At 55.2% G+C, this 17,284-nt stretch carries 16 protein-coding genes; 10 read left to right on the top strand and 6 right to left on the bottom strand.

Annotated elements, in window-relative coordinates; all coding sequences use genetic code 11:
• Nucleotides 1-3: 3 nt before the first annotated feature.
• The gene (locus FRD01_RS18510; RefSeq protein ID WP_146962387.1) at nt 4-459 is read right to left on the bottom strand and encodes a DUF2231 domain-containing protein; all 456 of its coding nucleotides are present in this window, start codon (nt 457-459) and stop codon (nt 4-6) included.
• An 82-nt stretch (nt 460-541) separates the two neighbouring features.
• Here FRD01_RS18510 and FRD01_RS24465 point away from each other — a divergent pair, with 82 nt between their 5' ends.
• Entirely contained in the window at nt 542-1,117 is a 576-nt protein-coding gene (locus FRD01_RS24465; RefSeq protein ID WP_249755735.1) for a helix-turn-helix transcriptional regulator, read from the top strand.
• Here the strand turns inward: FRD01_RS24465 and FRD01_RS18500 are convergent.
• Nucleotides 1,039-2,817, bottom strand: coding sequence for a SulP family inorganic anion transporter (locus tag FRD01_RS18500; protein ID WP_146962384.1), 1,779 nt, complete (start codon nt 2,815-2,817; stop codon nt 1,039-1,041). The genes FRD01_RS24465 and FRD01_RS18500 overlap by 79 nt on opposite strands.
• Before the next feature lie 324 nt (nt 2,818-3,141).
• Between FRD01_RS18500 and FRD01_RS24460 the strand changes: the two genes are divergently transcribed.
• From FRD01_RS24460 to FRD01_RS18460, 8 genes are all read left to right on the top strand, one after another.
• Nucleotides 3,142-3,957 carry a hypothetical protein gene (locus FRD01_RS24460; protein ID WP_249755734.1) on the top strand — a complete coding sequence of 272 codons (816 nt, stop codon included), beginning with the start codon at nt 3,142-3,144 and terminating at the stop codon, nt 3,955-3,957.
• Nucleotides 3,958-4,015: 58 nt separating this feature from the next.
• The gene (locus FRD01_RS18490; RefSeq protein WP_146962378.1) at nt 4,016-4,984 is read left to right on the top strand and encodes a beta-ketoacyl-[acyl-carrier-protein] synthase family protein; all 969 of its coding nucleotides are present in this window, start codon (nt 4,016-4,018) and stop codon (nt 4,982-4,984) included.
• 56 nt (nt 4,985-5,040) lie between these two features.
• The gene (gene gatC, locus FRD01_RS18485) at nt 5,041-5,328 is read left to right on the top strand and encodes an Asp-tRNA(Asn)/Glu-tRNA(Gln) amidotransferase subunit GatC (RefSeq protein ID WP_249755733.1); all 288 of its coding nucleotides are present in this window, start codon (nt 5,041-5,043) and stop codon (nt 5,326-5,328) included.
• Nucleotides 5,325-6,770 carry an Asp-tRNA(Asn)/Glu-tRNA(Gln) amidotransferase subunit GatA gene (gene gatA / locus FRD01_RS18480; RefSeq protein ID WP_146962372.1) on the top strand — a complete coding sequence of 482 codons (1,446 nt, stop codon included), beginning with the start codon at nt 5,325-5,327 and terminating at the stop codon, nt 6,768-6,770. Before gatC ends, gatA begins: the two co-directional genes overlap by 4 nt.
• Nucleotides 6,767-8,200 (top strand): Asp-tRNA(Asn)/Glu-tRNA(Gln) amidotransferase subunit GatB, encoded by a 1,434-nt coding sequence (gene gatB, locus FRD01_RS18475; RefSeq protein WP_146962369.1) that lies wholly within the window; start codon nt 6,767-6,769, stop codon nt 8,198-8,200. Before gatA ends, gatB begins: the two co-directional genes overlap by 4 nt.
• 15 nt (nt 8,201-8,215) lie before the next feature.
• A complete protein-coding gene (gene mtnA, locus FRD01_RS18470) occupies nt 8,216-9,286 on the top strand; it encodes an S-methyl-5-thioribose-1-phosphate isomerase (protein WP_146962364.1) in 1,071 nt (356 codons plus the stop codon).
• 24 nt (nt 9,287-9,310) lie between these two features.
• On the top strand, nt 9,311-9,667 hold the full coding sequence (gene queD / locus FRD01_RS18465; protein ID WP_146962361.1) for a 6-carboxytetrahydropterin synthase QueD: 357 nt from the start codon (nt 9,311-9,313) through the stop codon (nt 9,665-9,667).
• Between the two features lie 77 nt (nt 9,668-9,744).
• Nucleotides 9,745-11,277 carry a glutamate synthase-related protein gene (locus FRD01_RS18460; protein ID WP_146962358.1) on the top strand — a complete coding sequence of 511 codons (1,533 nt, stop codon included), beginning with the start codon at nt 9,745-9,747 and terminating at the stop codon, nt 11,275-11,277.
• A gap of 4 nt (nt 11,278-11,281) precedes the next feature.
• Here the strand turns inward: FRD01_RS18460 and FRD01_RS18455 are convergent, their stop codons facing one another.
• Genes FRD01_RS18455 through FRD01_RS18445 form a run of 3 tightly spaced genes read right to left on the bottom strand, consistent with a single transcriptional unit; the run spans nt 11,282 to nt 15,036 of the window.
• Nucleotides 11,282-12,847 (bottom strand): Na/Pi cotransporter family protein, encoded by a 1,566-nt coding sequence (locus tag FRD01_RS18455; RefSeq protein ID WP_283808743.1) that lies wholly within the window; start codon nt 12,845-12,847, stop codon nt 11,282-11,284.
• A 42-nt stretch (nt 12,848-12,889) separates the two neighbouring features.
• Nucleotides 12,890-14,656, bottom strand: a complete 1,767-nt coding sequence (locus tag FRD01_RS18450; RefSeq protein WP_146962352.1) for a DUF7305 domain-containing protein — start codon at nt 14,654-14,656, stop codon at nt 12,890-12,892.
• The gene (locus FRD01_RS18445; protein ID WP_146962349.1) at nt 14,653-15,036 is read right to left on the bottom strand and encodes a TerB family tellurite resistance protein; all 384 of its coding nucleotides are present in this window, start codon (nt 15,034-15,036) and stop codon (nt 14,653-14,655) included. Before FRD01_RS18445 ends, FRD01_RS18450 begins: the two co-directional genes overlap by 4 nt.
• Nucleotides 15,037-15,174: 138 nt before the next feature.
• Between FRD01_RS18445 and FRD01_RS18440 the strand changes: the two genes are divergently transcribed.
• Nucleotides 15,175-16,392 carry a di-heme oxidoredictase family protein gene (locus FRD01_RS18440; protein ID WP_146962346.1) on the top strand — a complete coding sequence of 406 codons (1,218 nt, stop codon included), beginning with the start codon at nt 15,175-15,177 and terminating at the stop codon, nt 16,390-16,392.
• 11 nt (nt 16,393-16,403) lie between these two features.
• Here FRD01_RS18440 and FRD01_RS18435 read toward each other — a convergent pair whose 3' ends face one another.
• A complete protein-coding gene (locus FRD01_RS18435) occupies nt 16,404-16,913 on the bottom strand; it encodes a hypothetical protein (protein WP_146962344.1) in 510 nt (169 codons plus the stop codon).
• Between the last annotated feature and the right edge of the window lie 371 nt (nt 16,914-17,284).

Here is a 17,284-nt window from a genome sequence, read left to right as displayed (position 1 = left end):
CATCTACCGACTCGGAGTATGAGCTGAGGCAGCGTTGTGAACGTAGACTAATTCCCCTCCTGCGTGGCCCGTCACATAGGCCTGATACGCGCCCGCAACGCTCGCTACCCACAGAATCGCTATGAGGGGAATCGCGGCGCCTGTGCTCGCAGCGAGCAAGGTTCCCACGCTGATGACGGCGATACCCCCGGCGACCCACGCAAATCTCTCAGCGGCATGCTCGTGGGCCTCAAGGGCGTCGTGGTTCACGACTTCCTCCACGATCTCTTCGTCCTCCTCGCCGGTTTGCATGGCGGCAAAAGTCGAAACCCCCATGATTCCCGCGAGAATTGCCACCAACCAAAGCGGGGCGCGGGACTTCTTCTCGCGCCACCATAGAAAACCCGCAATCGGAATCAAGAGCGGAAGAAGTAGAGCGAGGGCGACAGGAATGTGGACGATAGCTGGATGCAATGGCATGGTGAACTCCTTAGTGGTGGCGTCGGAAATGACGCGTTCAAGACTCAAACTAGTGCGTAATCTCGAAACGGAAATACGACCGATGACGGATGAACCTAAAGCGTTGAAACGAAGGGTGATTTACGAACACCCGTCAAATGACGGACTCCTAGTTTTGGGGCTGCCGGCTGCGGTTTTAGGGCTCGTAGCAGTCCTTGTCGGTATTGATCTCATCACTGAGTTCGATCACGTTTCTGGCCTACATTTTGCGGTTGAACTTACACTCATCGTTCTAGCAACTAGCGTAGGGGGCTGGCTTTGGTTTCTGCTCGTCAAAAGGATCAAATCCATGCGTCAGGCATACCAAGATGCGATCGAAGAAAGTGGAAAGTGGGAGGAGCGGGCCAATACTTGGAGAAAGGAAAACGAGGAACTACTCTCGGGGCTTTCGGACGCGATAGATTTGCAGCTCAAGGCTTGGGATTTGACGCCGGCCGAGACCGACGTGGGACTACTTCTACTGAAAGGCTTGAGCCTCAAAGAGATCGCCCAGATTCGAGACGTCAGCGAACGAACCGTTCGCGACCAAGCTGGCGCCATCTATCGCAAATCAGGACTCGCCAATCGCAATGAATTTGCGGCGTTCTTTTTGGAAGACTTGTTGACCTCTAGAACCTGAGCTCGATCTTCGGCGGAGGGATCCGGCAAGCTGCGCGCGTGTTCTGCGGCTTCGTGAACCGTCAGGAAGAGTCCGGTTTCGCCGAGCGCATCGAGCAAATGAGCGCGCTCCATCACATCGACGACAGGGCGTTTCGCGTTGGCGATCATAAGCTTCACGCCCCGATCTCTGTACGCGACGAGGAGCTCGGATAGTGCGTGGACCGCGGAGCTGTCGAGTTGATTCATTGAGCTCGCGTCAATGATCACGGCTTTCAGACCGCCCGGAACATCGCGTTCGAGCTCGGCCAGCTTTTCTTTTAGGAAGCTCACATTTCCGAAGTAAAACTGAGCGTCCATCCGCACCATGAGCACGTTTGGAACCGGTTCAGCCTCGGAGTGATTGTTAACGTTCCTGTAGGCCTGCGTGCCAGGAATCTGACCCAAGACCGCAAAGTGTGGACGAGTTGTCTTGACCACGAACCAGAGCAATGAGGCCCCAACTCCAACCAGGATACCTTCTTCGATCCCTAGTGATAGTGTGGCGAAGAAGGTGATGGTAAGGAGCGCGAGGTCACTTCGTTTGACGGCCCAGAGGTGTTTGACTTCTTTGACGTCCACGAGGCCAAACACCGCGACCATGATGATACCTGCCAACACGGCTTTTGGAAGGTAGTAGAAGAGAGGCGTGAGAAACATCAGGGCGAGCGCAACAACGCCGGCGGTGATGAGCGCGGCAAGGCCGGTCTTGGCGCCTGCGGAGGCATTGACAGCGGTTCGGGAGAAACCACCGGTCACAGGGTACGCCTGGAAGAACGCACCACCGATGTTTGCGGCGCCGAGCCCGATCAACTCCTGGTTTGCGTCGATTTCGTACTTGTTTCGGTTGGCGAAGGACTTAGCCACCGAAATCGACTCCATGAAGCCGACGAGTGAGATGGTGAGGGCGATAGGAAAGAGAGCTTTCATCGCATCGAAGTCGAGCACGGGAAGGCCTGGTGCGGGGAAACCAGCAGGCACATCACCCACGATGGCCACGCCCATCTGGTTGAGACCTCCGAAAAACACGGCCAGCGTGCCGAGCAGCACCACGGCCAGCGCACTTGGGAACGCGGGCTTTACCTTCTTAAAGAACATCAAAACCGCGATGGTAAGCGCGCCAATCCCCAGCGTAATCGGCTGGATTTCGCTGAGCCTTGTCAAGGCGTCACCAAGGACCACGTGGACTTTGCCGCTTGCGAGCTTCACCCCAAGCAAGTGCTTGAGTTGGGACAATCCAATGATGATAGCGGCGGCCGAGGTAAAACCACTGATCACCGGGTGAGAGAGGAAGTTGACAAGAAAGCCTAATCTCGCAATGCCCATCACCAACTGCATCACGCCGACCATGAGCGCGAGCAAAATCGAGTACGCGATGAAGAGTTCGGTGCCCGAGCCAGCGATGGCTCCCACACCCGTCGCAACGAGGAGGGACACCATAGCTACGGGCCCGACCGCCAGCTGCCGCGAAGTCCCAAGCAGTGCGTAAATTGCGATGGGAACGATGGAAGCGTAGAGGCCGTGGATAGGTGGAAGGCCAGCCAACATGGCGTAAGCCATACCTTGTGGGATGAGCATGACGGCTGTTGTTAGACCTGCAGTCACGTCCCCACGAAGGTTCCTGCGATCGTAGTTCACCAACCATTCCATGAACGGCAGGTATTTTTTTGCGAGTGAATTCATCTGATTTCCTGTGCAGCGGGAGCTGGACTCCGAATTTACGCTTCCGATCCCAAAGCATCAGACGTGCCAAGACCCTCATCACAAGGCCACACCTAGCCTTTCGCCGTTTCCACTCGCCGAAGAAAGCCAAGTCGTTGAAACCATGTTGCAACGTTTCACAAAGGTTGAACGGCGTACTCGACGCCTAAACTGAGACAGGCCTAAAGTCCTCTTGGCCATATTCTATGGGGCGGTCAGGGCGTTCCACGTACAACATTGTAGAGAGCGGCACGGCTTGTGCTCTAGGTGCATCAGGAGAACTCGACCTCTTTTCGGAGAAACACCATGTCACTGGCACTTACTCAATTCCTCAAGCTCGGCGACCTCACAAAGGACGCCACCCTCGCCTGCATCGACGGACGACACAAAGACTGTGTGGTTGGCGCCCCGGGTGGAAACATGGGGGAATTCATCATGCTTATTACCGCACTAGAACGGGCCACAACGCGGCTCTTGCGACGAGCTGAGATTCAACGGATTTTTTCAGACTACGTGAGCCATTTCGGCAGGTTTTACATGCATACAGATCACCACGCTCTGGCATGGATTGCTGGCGAGCTCGACCGCGATGCGTTGAGTACGGAAGAAATCATTGGCTTTAAGGAAAAGGAGCGAGCGCTCGCGTTGGACCTTCTCACCACGCCCAATGGTGTGGGCTGTGGCCACATCAAAGGTATGCTGCTCTCACCTAGCCGCTATGACGTTCGCCGAAAACTCGTTGAAGACGCGCTCGCGGCTTATTTCGAGACGCTTTGGGAGCATCAAGACGCCGCTGACCTAGAATTCGAGTCCTTAGCCGGCGATCACCAAGAAACAGAAGTCATCATTTTTGAGGCTGACGACGAAGAAACCCTCCATGACGAGACCCAGATTCCGATGGTCTGCAAACACGAAACCGTGTCCAGATTTGTTTTGCACGATGCGGCAAGGCGCTACCTCTTGGTCAAAGCCAAGGACTTCATAGCGAACCACCAAGAGTTAACGCCTGAAGAAGACCGGCGATTCAGAGATGAGGTGAACCGTCTAGTCCCGCTCCAGCTTGAAGCAACTCGAAACGCTCTTTTCCCCGACCTTCCGACTCGGGTCGTTCGAATCGGTTAGCTCTGCCCTTCTTTTTCTCGGCATGGTAGGACTCATTGTCCGACGCCGAAAGTGATTTGTGACTGCTCATGTCATCTCAACATACCTAAGAGAGGATGACCGAATCCTCGGGACCCCTGTAGAAATTCCGCAGGGGTTTTCGTTTCAAGAGCTTCGAATTCAAGCTCTCGAGGACGGTTGGGTTGAGCACGAGAACACGTTCAAGAGTGGGGCTGCACCGATCTGGGCGCTGAAGGCCGGAGTTGAACTCTTAAACACTGGCCTCGACCTGGTGCTCATCTCGGGACGAGACCACCTGCGGCACTGGCCTGCAGCGGAGCTTCAATCAAAGATGAAGGTCTTCGATGACACCACGCTGGTGGATGCTTATACCGAATTGACTCGACGTTTTCTGGAGCTTCGAGGCATCGAGATTTCTGAGCTGGCCGGTCTTTCGAGAGCGCTCGAGTCCAACTATCGCAAGAGCGCCGAGAGACGAAGAATCGTGGTTGAGCCGCGCCACGAGATGGCGAGCGAGCTTTTCAGGATGGTGGATTGCGCAAACCCTCGGATTGACTTTGAAGCTCAGATCTTGCTCGCTCGTGAAGAAGTCGCAAGAGAGCTTGAAATCAAGGGTGTAGCTGTGAAAGCAGTTGAATGCATCGAAGTCCCTGACGGCCCAGAAAACGTCGACGCACTGGCCTCTTATGACCATCTAGCCGAGATCTTTTCAAGACTTTCACTCGGTTCCTACCAAGACTTGGTTTTGGAGGCGTATACGTGCTTTCCGTGTGTGCCACTGGCGTTGATTGAGCTGCTCAGTGCCTCGTCGAGTCCCGACGAATGGCTCAGATTCATCCAGACCCACGAGCTGACTCAGTCGGGAGGAATGAATTTCGCCCGCGCACCGTGGAATAACCCGGCACTTCGAGGCCTCGTTCTCGTGGCTAATGCCCTTCAAAACTCCTCCGAGGAGAAATTTGGACTCGTCCATGGAAACGGCGGACTTGGAGGCCGACAAGGGCTTGCGATCTTGTGTTGGCCATAGTTCGATTCTATGAGAAACCGTGCATCGCGGACCTAAGAGACTTGCCGGAGGTGGTTTTGATTACCAATGAAGAAGTTCTAAAGATTGCCCAACTCGCTCATCTGAGCTTTGAAGCCGATGAGCTAGAAGGCTTGCGAAACGACCTCAATTCGATTCTCGAATACGTGGAGGCCCTCAATGAAGTGGACACAGAGGGCGTTGAAGCGACTTCACATCCCGTCTCGACCACGATGCGTCTGAGAGAGGATGTGGCCGAGTCTCGGCTAACCAGCAACGAGGTCTTGAGCAACGCTCCAGCGAAGGCCGAAGGTCAGTTTCAGGTGCCAAAGGTGGTGGCATCATGAGTCAAGAGACACACACGATTCGACAACTTTTGGATGCCTACAAAGCGGGCACCAAATCTGCCGATATTGCCGCGCAGTATCTGGACGCAATTAAGGAGGACACGCACGGTGCCTTCATCAGCGTCGTGGACTCGGACGAGTTGCTCGCGCAGGCGAGAGGCATCGATGAGGCGCGAGCGCGCGGTGAGGACACAGGCGTACTCGGTGGCGTGCCAATCGCGATCAAGGACAATATCTGCGTCAAGGGCGGCCCCGTAAGCGCCGGCTCGAAGATTTTGGACCAGGCCGACGGGCGCTTCATCAGTCCGTACGATGCGACTGTGGTCACCAAACTCAAGGCCGCCGGAGCCTTGATCTTAGGAAAGACCAACCTCGACGAGTTCGCGATGGGTTCTTCGAATGAGAACTCCGCGTTTGGTGCCGTAAAAAACCCGGCTGATCCGGAACGTGTGCCTGGCGGGTCGTCGGGTGGCTCGGCGGCCGCTGTGGCGGCGAACCTGTGTGTGGCGGCATTAGGCTCCGATACAGGTGGCTCGATACGTCAACCGGCTGCTTTTACCGGTACCGTGGGGCTCAAACCAACCTATGGGCGTGTGAGCAGATTTGGCCTCATCGCGTTTGCCTCATCACTCGACCAAATCGGCCCGATGACTCGCACCGTGGAGGACGCCGCCCTCATGCTCAATGTGCTCGCCGGCCCCTGCCCTCACGACATGACTTCAATGGACGTACCTTCCGAAGATTGGACCCAGAGTCTTGGTCGAGGCGTCGAAGGGCTCAAGATTGGCGTTCCCAAAGAGTACTTCGGACCGGGAGTAGAGGGGCTGAGCCCCGAAGTGCGGGCGAGTGTGCAGGAGACTTTGCAACGACTTGAGTCACAAGGGGCTCAGATTCAAGAGGTCTCACTTCCGCATACCAAGTACGCGGTGGCCACCTACTATCTCCTGGCCACAGCTGAAGCGTCCAGCAACCTCGCCCGATTTGATGGAGTGCGCTACGGCCACCGCGCCGAGGCTCGAGAGCTCCAAGAACTCTACACGAAGTCTCGAAGCGAGGGGTTTGGTCCAGAGGTCAAACGCCGAATCATGCTCGGCACCTACGTGCTCTCTGCAGGCTTCTACGATGCGTACTACAAGAAAGCTCAATCGGTTCGCACCTTGATCACGCGGGACTTTGAGAATGCCTTCAAGGCTGTAGACGTGATTTTGGGCCCAACAACGCCCAACGTAGCGTTTCGACTCGGTGAGAAGACCAACGACCCCTTGCAGATGTACCTTGAGGATATCTTCACGATCTCCTGTAATCTCGCGGGCCTTCCAGGAATTAGTGTCCCTGGACCGACGTCGGGTCTTCCGATCGGAATCCAGATTTTGGCTCCACATTTCCGAGAGGATTTGGTCTTTCAGGCCGCGTCGGTCATCGAAAGTGGAGGTCGCTCATGAGTATTTACGACACATGGGAGCTCGTGGTGGGCTGCGAAGTTCATTGCCAACTCGCCACCCATTCGAAGATTTTTAGCGCCGCTCCCACCACCTTTGGCGCGGCCCCCAATTCGCACGTCAACGAGGTAGACCTTGGACTTCCGGGCGTTTTGCCTGTGCTGAACAAACACGCGGTTGAGTTGGCGGTAAAGGCCGCGCTTGCGCTCAATTGCACTTTGAATATGCGCAGCGTTTTTGCACGGAAGAACTACTTCTACCCGGACCTTCCGAAGGGCTATCAGATCTCTCAGCACGACCTGCCGATTTGCGAGCACGGGCATCTCGAGGTTGACGTTGAGGACCGAGCGGTGCGCGTAGGAATCACACGCATACATATGGAAGAAGATGCAGGGAAGTCCTCGCATATGTCGGGCGCTCCGTTCAGCCTTGTAGACCTGAATCGTGCCGGCGTGCCGCTGATCGAAATCGTGAGTGAGCCCGATTTGCGGCATCCTGACGAGGTCATCGCGTACTTGAAGGAGCTCCGAAGCATTGTGATGTACCTTGGGGTTTGCGACGGAAATATGCAGGAAGGGTCGTTTCGATGTGATGCAAATGTATCCGTGAGACGACGCGGTGAGACCGAGCTTGGTACACGGTGTGAGCTCAAGAATTTGAACTCGTTTAAGTTCATCAAGGATGCCATCAACTACGAGATGCGGCGCCAGATTGAGCTCATCGAATCAGGCCAAAAGGTGGTTCAGCAGACCCGGCTCTACAACCCTGACAAGGGCGTCACGTTCCCGATGCGTGATAAAGAAGAGGCCCACGACTACCGCTATTTTCCAGAGCCGGATCTTCCGCCTTTGGTCCTCGAACAAGCCTGGGTCTCGCGCTTGAAAGAAGAACTTGTGGAGCTGCCCGCGGCGAAGCGCCAGCGCTACCAGGAAGAGCTTGGCCTGAGCGGACAGGACGCAGCTGTATTGGCAGCCGATAAGCCTGTAGCGGACTATTTTGAAGCGGCCTGCGTGGCTCCGAAATGGGCAAAGACCACCGCCAACTGGGTTATCCACGAGATCTTGCGCGAAGCATCCGCCGATACGATCGGTGATTTTGCCCTGACGCCGGCCCACCTCGCCGAGTTGGTCGAGCTTATTGAGACGAAGGTCATCTCTGGAAAGATCGCCAAAGATGTTCTGGGATATGTGCTCGAAAGTGGTGACATGCCGGCCAAGATTGTGGAAACACGTGGGCTAAAACAAGTGACCGATACCGGCGCGATCGCCGCCATCGTGGACCAAATCCTCGCCGACAATCCAGACAAAGTCGAAGAGTTTCGGGCTGGAAAAGAAGCGCTCAAGGGATGGTTTGTGGGCCAGGTCATGAAGGCATCGAAAGGCAAGGCAAACCCACAGGCCGTCAATGAACTCCTCGACCAAAAACTCTCTTAGTTCACAGGACGTTTTATGAGTGAATTCCCGAACGTGTTTGATTCCAACGTGCGCCCCTTGATCTGGGTAGGTGAGCTAGACGGCCACCTTTCTCTGCTTGAGCAGAAGGAGCTGCCGCAAGCCGAGCGTTGGCTCAAGCTTGAGTCCGCGGCCGCGGTGGCTGATGCCATTCGTGAGATGTCAGTGCGCGGCGCGCCTGCGATTGGAATCGCCGCGGCCTATGGCGTTGCACTCGGGTTTAGAGAGGACCCTACCTTGCTCAATGAGGCGGCAAAGGTTGAGGCGCTTTTTGAGCTGCTCGCCAAGACACGGCCCACGGCGGTCAACCTCTTTTGGGCACTCGACCGGATGCGGACGACGCTCGGCACCGTCGAGGGGCAGCCCCACCAAGACGTGGTCGCAAGACTTCTAGCCGAAGCCCACGCCATCAACGATGAGGACCGTGCCAACAACCAAGAGATGGGGCGCCAGGGCGCCGCGCTGCTCAAGGACGGAGTTCGGATCCTCACGCATTGCAACACAGGCGGTTTGGCCACCGGTGGATATGGAACGGCGCTTGGCATTATACGTGCCGCAAAGGCTGTCGGGAAGTTGCAGCATGTCTGGGTGGATGAGACTCGGCCCTACCTGCAAGGCGCAAGACTTACCGCCTGGGAGTGCATCCAAGACGAGATTCCGGCCACCCTGATCACGGACAATATGGCGGGGTTCTACATGCAACAAGGCCTTGTTGATTGTGTGATTGTGGGTACTGATCGAGTCGCCGCCAATGGAGATGTGGCCAACAAGATTGGAACGTACTCTCTGGCTGTACTTTGCAAGTATCACAAGATCCCGTTCTTTGTGGCAGCGCCGCTTTCAACGATCGACCTGAACACACAGGACGGCGCGGGCATCCCGATTGAAGAGCGTTCCTCTAAAGAGGTCACTGAGATTCAGGGCAAAACTATTGCCCCTGAGGGAATGAAGGCAGCACATCCTGCGTTCGACGTCACGCCGGCCGAGCTCGTGACTGCCATCATCACCGAGGTTGGCGTCGCTAGCGCCCCATATTCCGAAACTCTACCATCGCTCTTTGGCCGATAAGATTTAATCGGCACGTATCGCACCATGGAAATCTTTAAAGAATTCACTTTCGAAGCTGCGCATCGGCTCCCAAACCTTCCTCCTGACCACAAATGCTCGCGGCTTCATGGACACTCGTTTCGGTGCCGTATTTACGTGGAAGGACCGTTGGATCCTGTCTTTGGCTGGGTCAGCGATTTTGGCGATATCAAGGCGGTCTTCAAGCCCACATGGGAGCGGCTTGACCATCATTATTTGAATGAGATTCCAGGCTTGGAAAACCCGACGAGTGAGGTGCTTGCGAGGTGGATCTGGCAGGAACTCAAGGCTGAGTTGCCACAGCTCTCACGCGTTGAAGTCTTCGAGACGTGTACCACAGGCGCGATCTACCGCGGCGACTGATTCCCAGTCTATACGGCTTTGGAACTTATTCATGTTCTGTGGCATCTTAGCTCCATCAGAAAACCGAAGGAGCAAACATGTCCGAACGACCGATCGTGGCTGCGAAGAAGCCTGTTTCCCTACACCTAAAGAAGGGTGAAACGTATTACTGGTGCCGTTGCGGGCGCTCTCAAGACCAGCCTTTCTGCGACGGCTCTCACAAAGGAACGGGGATTACGCCTCTTGAGTTCACGGCCGAGTCAGACGGCGAAGCATGGCTGTGTCAGTGTAAGGGAACGTCGGACAAGCCCTTCTGTGATGGCACCCACAACAAACTCAAGGTCGATGTAGGGGACGAGCTTCCAGAAGACGTCGGCCAAAAGGACGACGAAGCACCCAAAGCAGAGCCCACCCCCGAGGAGCCCACGGTCGCACGGATTCACGCTATGGCGAGGGAAGGACTTAAAGGACACCATGGCGAGATGGGTGCCATGGGCGTGCCGCGCAAAGACCTCCCGCACTGGGATGATATCCAGATTCTAACCGCACAGCTCGCCACCAAACCTCTTCAGGATAGCGCTGTGGTCGGAACGAAGCTCATCATCGGTCCAAGGGCGAAGAAGCCGCTTGAGTTAGAGATACCTCTCTTTGTGTCGGATATGAGTTTCGGGGCACTCTCGGAAGAGGCAAAAATCGCGTTATCAAAGGGTGCGGAAATGGCTGGCACCGGGATTTGCTCAGGGGAAGGCGGATCTCTTGACGAAGAGAGGCAGGCGAACTCGAGGTATCTCCTCGAGCTCGGCTCAGCCAAGTTCGGATGGTCGATGGACCTTGTGGAAGAAGTCCAAGCCTTTCATTTCAAGGGCGGACAAGCGGCTAAGACAGGAACCGGCGGACACCTTCCTGGAGCGAAGGTGACCGAGAAAATAGCCAAAACGCGCGGCCTCGAAGTAGGTCAAGACGCCATCTCCCCGGCCACCTTTGAGTCCCCCAGAACGGTCGGAGAATTCAAGCGATTCGCCGATGAAGTACGCGAGCGAAGCGGTGGTATACCAATCGGATTTAAGCTCTCGGCCAATCATATCGAAGACGATATCGACTTCGCCCTAGAGGCAGGCGCAGACTACATTATCCTCGACGGCCGGGGCGGTGGGACGGGCGCCGCACCACTGCTCTTCAGAAATCATATCAGCGTCCCCACTATTCCAGCTCTCGCTCGAGCAAGACATCATTTGGACAAGAAGGCCGGGCGAGAAGTCACGCTCATCATTACGGGCGGCCTGAGGATGCCCGAGGACTTCATCAAGGCGATGGCCATGGGAGCCGACGGGGTTGCGCTCGCGAACTCTGCGATTCAAGCCGTTGGGTGCGTGGGCGCGCGAATGTGTCACACAAATAACTGCCCGGCTGGTATCGCCACGCAAAAGCCCGAGCTTAGAAAAAGGCTCAATCCTGACGCGGGCGCTGAGCGGCTTGCACGCTTTTTCAAGACGTCTACGGCGTTGATGAGCGTGATGGCGCGGGCCTGTGGACACTCGCATCTCAACGAGTTCAACACGAAGGATTTGACCACGTGGAAGAAGGAGATGGCCGAGCTATCCGGCATCAAATATGGCGGGATGGGATTTTGAATCCCTATGGTTGCATTGGTTCTTCGTTGTCCGGCCTTTGCGCCAGATAGTTAGCCACTCGCCAGAGGTGGTAGACACATCGGTCGGCGTCGAGCACGTAGCGCAATTCGTCGTCGAACTCCTCTGCGTCCATGACTTTCCCTTTCGAAACCTTCTGAAGCATCTCAGCGCGCGATTTGGTGCGAATCTGAGCTACTTGGGAGGAGAGGCCCTTTAGGTGAGTGGCAAGAGCGTCCATGTCGTCTGTGCTCGAGGCGGAAACCAAAGCATCTAGGAGTGCCTCGGTGATCTGTTGGCGATGCGAGAATCTTTGAGATTGTTTCCAGAACTTGGCCGACCCTATGACATTGAAGAGTCGGTCCAAATGGTCTTCCGCATGCATCATCGCGATATGGTGAGCCTGTGCCTCATCAGACAAGGGAGAGCGCGCGATTTCCATCAGAAACGCGTCCGCTTCTGCCTTCTCCTGAACGAGCGTTTCGAACACTTCGAGCTGGGACGACTTTCCGTTCAAGTGCTCTAACATTGCTAGAGTTGAGGCCCGTAGCATGCTCTCAAGAGCCTTGTGTACTGCCCCTACGGCTACGGCCGGTACCGTCAACGTAGCCGAAGTGAGTCCACCCACAAACTTCTTCTTCTGACCCGGGATCATCCTCTCCACAAGGCGTGAGAATTGATGGATGAAGGGTGCGAGCAGAATGACACCGAGAAAATTGAACGCGGTATGAAATGCCGAGAGTTGAATGGTCGGATCCTGACCACCAAGAGAGACGGTCGCTTCAAAAACAAACTTCTCAAAGAGAGGCAAGAGTGCAAAGGCCACCACGCCCGTGAAGGCATTAAACATTACATGAGCAAGAGCCGTTCTCTTTGCAGGTACACTCCCCCCAACGGCACCAATCATCGCGGTAATCGTAGTTCCCACATTTTGGCCTATGACAAGAGCGCCTGCGGCCCCCAGCGTAATCGCGCCAGTGCTCAGGGCTGTCAGCGTAGAAGCCAGCGCCGCGCTAGACGACTGCATGACAACGGTCATCATAAGCCCGACAACCACCAGGAGAACCCGGCCGAAGAACGTCTCCGGATGCATCTGGGTCGGGTCGAATAAACCGGTTAACCCGGTCATACCAGACTGCAGAAAGTCGATGCCTACAAAGAGTAGGCCGAAGCCTGTAATCGCTTGCCCGACAAACTTCCACGTCCCCTTGCCCACCAACATTCCGATGGAACCTACTCCAACCACAGGCAGCGCAAAGGCCGAAACCTTGAACTTAAGCCCGATGAGGGACACGAGCCATGAGGTCATGGTCGTGCCGATATTTGCGCCGAAAATGATTCCCACCGCATTGGAGAACGAAATCAAGCCGGCGCTGACCAATCCTACGGTCATCAGGGTCGTTGCACTTGACGATTGAACCAATGCCGTCATCGAGGCGCCCGTGAAGATCCCGAGAAATCGGTTACGCGTCATTTTGTGAAGAATCCGAGCCAGCGAATCACCCGCCGCAAAACGAAGGCCATCTGTCATCAAGGACATTCCCAGTAGGAAAAGTCCAATCCCTCCTAGCACTAGACCTATCGATTCAAAGCTCACGGAATGTGACTCCAGATTCTACTGAAGTACACAAATACCATTATTGCCCGAGCATGTGCCAGAGCAACATTCATCAGAGGTATCACAAGCACCAAAAGCCGGCACGCAGTCGAGGAGCTGACAAGTTCCCTCGATACAGAGATACGGATTGCAGCAGGCTGAGTTCTGACAGGAATCTCCTTCACGTCCGCACTGCAGCTCAGGATCCGGGTCTGGGTCGGGGTCGGGTTCTGGGTCGCATGAATCCCCAACCCGAGTCACCGCCCTATCAAAGTGCACGCGCCATGGATTGTTCACATCGCCGGACTGGGTGAAAATACCACCGTAGATCTCCGCCTCGTTATTGGTGGTCATGCCCCCTGGCACAGCATAGATATACCCTCCAAGGGTCAACGGATTGTTGGAGATGAACCCGTTCTCGCCGCCCACATAAAGTCGAGTCATGGCTGGATAGTTTTGAGAACCGAGCTGGATCTCGTTATTGGTAGTGAAGTTTCCGGCGACAAAAATATCAAGCTGTGCGCCGGGCATCACGCTGAGCGTGAGTGGATTGTTCGCCACCACGTCACCTCCCACAAATAGCGCAACCTTTCCGTGTGCAATGATGGTCGCCGCCTGATTGGAGTTGATACCGTCTAAATAGTAGCGACCACACGGCAAGTCTATGCGTGTGGCACCGCTCGCCTGCGTTCCTTCAGGTAAGAGGAGATTGGATTCCAGCCCGATCACGGCGTTGTCGTTGTTCCCTTCGAACGCCGCGACGATTCCGCCAACATCTATGGCCTGCCCCGCGCAACCGATGGTGCAAGGCTCAGGCACGTTCACAGCGCGGCGCTCCACCGAAGCATAATTGACCGAGCCCGGCACGTTGCTCGCAGCTTCCGTGATGAGCTTTCCAGCGATATTAACTTCCGAACTCGTGATGATATCCCCTTTGACGGTAGCGTCACGCCCCACGGAAGAAGTGGAGTTAACCGTCCAGTTGCCACCACTTTGTAGCTGAAGTTTAACGTCTATCCCGTTGTTCACGAGCATTCCCTCTGCACCTGCCACCCAGAAGGCTCCGGTTACAGACACTGGATTATTCGCTGTGTATCGGCCATTAACTCCTACGCCTCCTCCAAAGTCTCCGGGCTGGTAGGGGCCGAGCGTTGAGTCGAATGCATCGACGTCCAACTCGTTATTGGTTGTGAAGTCTTCACACGAACAAATACCCCACCTGAAGGTAAGTTCGGCTAGATTGCCCGCGCACTCGTTGGGCACGTTTTGTGCCGGTGAAAGGTCAATATCTGGCCCGCCGTTGGTACACGAAGCCGCATCGAAATCTAGGTCGACCGCATCCACGCAGGTGTTGTCCACACAACCCTCTCCATCCTCACAAGCCTGATTGCAGCCTCCGCAGTGGCGATTATCCAGTTGGGTGTCCACGCATTCCCGATCACAGACCTCAAGCCCTGGCAGACACGAATCCTGGCATTGTCCACCCGAACATGCCTCCTCAGCCCCACAAACGACGCCACAACCTCCACAGTTGTCCGGGTCAGTTTGAGTCGGGATGCACGTGCCGCCACACAAATCTTGATAGGCCGGACACTCATTCTCTGCGTTCGTCGTCGAGTTATTGGACTCAGCGTTGGTGCCATTGTTAGAGGCACTTGAGCCTGTGTCTGTGCCCATGTCCTGACCAGCGGTATTGTTTGACCCGATGCCGCTGTCCTCGTCACAGGAGGCGCAACCGGTACTTAGAGCCAACGCCAAAATCGAACAAAAAATCACACTCCTCATGATCCCTCCTCTTCAAACGCTTCCTTAAGCCAATCGAGCAAGAGATTTTCCCCAGCCATGACTTTTCCATCTGCACGAGCGACCTCTTCAAAGAGCGCTATGGCCTGCTCGCGCTGTGCCTGCGAGGGAATGCGCGCTGCAAGCTGAGCGCATGCTTCCTGAAGCTGCACGTTGTTGTGTACTTTCAATTCTTCTGCCCAACGAATCACCGCCCCAGCCGGTTCGTCATATTCCCATCCAATCTGGCTCGCCAGACGAATCACAGTCATCGACTCTGAGAGTTCTTCATCGAAATCCGAATAGACGACCCACACCATCATCTTGACCAACGCATCGAGGGTCGGGGGATCGAGGTTCTCTAGTTCACTATATTGAGCCATGGGGCTTCCTCACGGGTTTTGAGTTCAAGGTCACAGCATAGCGCGGAAAAGAGTTTATCGCGATTCGATTTACGCTGCACAAAAACGAGTTCGATCCACGTCCAACCTTCGTAGCAACCCTGAATAAAGGAGCTAGCAATGAAATGGATGTGTATTTTTTCGCTGATTTTCCTCTCAACTTCTGGATGTGTTTGGATTGAGCCCAATGACGAGATTCCCGACGAAGACGTGTTTTCTCAGCCGTTAGAATCGCTGGGCGAGATAGAGCACGAAGAGTTCTTGCGAGGGCGGGCACTCTTCCGACGCGCCTTTGATCCTACGACCCTCGGACCCATTTTCAACGCGGCGTCGTGTTCACAATGCCATGCTCGAGACGGGAGGGCCCATCCCAGCACGCCGGGCCTTCTCTACAAGGTGGATGACGCAGTCTACGGCGCACAATTTCAGACGAGCGCTATCTCAGGCGTTAAGCCTGAAGGTGAAGTCCGGCGGTCATACGATACTGCGCTCGGAGACTATCGCGACGGAAGTACCTTTTCGCTGCGAGTCCCATCCTATGAGCTCGCAAACCTAAACTATGGACCTATCCAAAATCCGAGTATCGGCCCACGACTCGCCATGCAGATTGCCGGACTCGGCCTGCTGGAGGCTATCCCGGAAGCAGATATTTTGGCCAACGAGGACAGCAACGACGCAGACGGTGACGGAATCTCTGGGCGAGCGCACTGGGTGATTGAAGAAGCCACGTCGATATTGAGAGTCGGACGTTTCGGATGGAAAGCAGCGCACCCAACCCTTGAGCAACAAAATGCAGCGGCTCTTGTCAATGATATGGGTTTGACCAACCCCGTGTTCGCTGAGGGCCCATGCACTAGCCTGCAAGTAGAGTGTGTCGCGGCGCAGGACGCGATGCTCGAGGTTTCACAAACTGAGCTCGACCTCTTGACCACCTATGTAGCGGGACTAGCGCCACCTGTGTCAAAGATTGGCCCGGAACACCGCATAGGAGAGCAGCTCTTTGAACAAGCCACGTGCTCGGCATGCCACGTGCCGGAGCTAGCTCCCGGGGTTGCCGCCTACACAGACCTCTTGCTTCACGATATGGGCCTAGGTCTCGCTGACCAGATTCAGGAAGGCGACGCCAAACCTACCGAGTGGAGAACACCTCCACTCTGGGGAATAGGTGCATTACCAGCCGTCAACGGACACCAGATGCTGCTCCACGACGGACGAGCGCAAAATGTGGAGGAAGCCATACTCTGGCATGGCGGAGAGGCCGAAAGGTCAGTCGAGATCTTCAAGTCGATGTCGCTCGAAGAAAGAACCGCGCTCATCGACTTTGTGAACGCAATCTAAAGTGCGACTTTCTAAAACGTGAAACTCAAAAGTGGGATGATCGTTCGAATTGGGGCGGTGGAAATTGGTGCTCCCTCACCGCTACGGTCCACGGTTGAATTCGCATAGAACCAACTCGCCCCTACTGAAGCACCGATCGGAGCCAAAGGAGCAAGTGGAACGCTTAGGAGTGTTCCAATGGCAGCTCCTCCAACAGTGGACGCCCATGACCCATCATATCCAGAGAGCTCGCCAACTCCCCAAACTGCCGTACCTGAGCCGAGAATAACCCCGGCCAGAGCCGATACGATGATACCCGCATAACAGAGGCTTCCACCCGACTCCCAGTCGACATCACTCGCCTCGCAAAGCGAATAGATACCAAATCCAGCAGCTGTACCCGTAAGTAGACCGCCAGCGATACCCACACCAAACTGAGTCCAAAAAAGTGTTTCATCACCTGTGGCATTCTGGGCGTAAGCCGGTGTTGTAGAAAGAACGGCGATCAGCATCGCGCCCAATGACGAGTGCTTTAAATTCATAGCAAAAACTCCAGCTCCGGCCCGGTTCGAAGAACGCGAACCATACCCGGAGAAACAAAGATACCCGTGTTTCTCAATTTTTTGAAAAAAATCCTCAACACCTCCGAGTTTTGTCCGAAAATAATAGGGACAACAATTTAACCTTCTGGCCCATTACAAGATACTTGAACCTTTGGCTGATACCGGAATATGGAGCTTCGGCCATCTGGAATTTGGTCCGATCATCGTAGTTTCTACAACGTGTCTATCGGACAAAAAGTCGTTCCGTTGGCTAAAGCTCATTTCACGTTTCCCTAGCTCCGGCGAGGACTTGCTGCACATAATTGAGTTGATCAACGAGAGCGATCACTTTAGTCTGGCGAGTAAGCTTC

Source organism: Microvenator marinus (genome assembly GCF_007993755.1).
In the GTDB taxonomy this organism is placed as follows: domain Bacteria; phylum Myxococcota_A; class Bradymonadia; order Bradymonadales; family Bradymonadaceae; genus Allomicrovenator; species Allomicrovenator marinus.
Note: the sequence above shows the minus strand (reverse complement) of the source record. Positions and strands in the feature narration are given on the sequence as shown.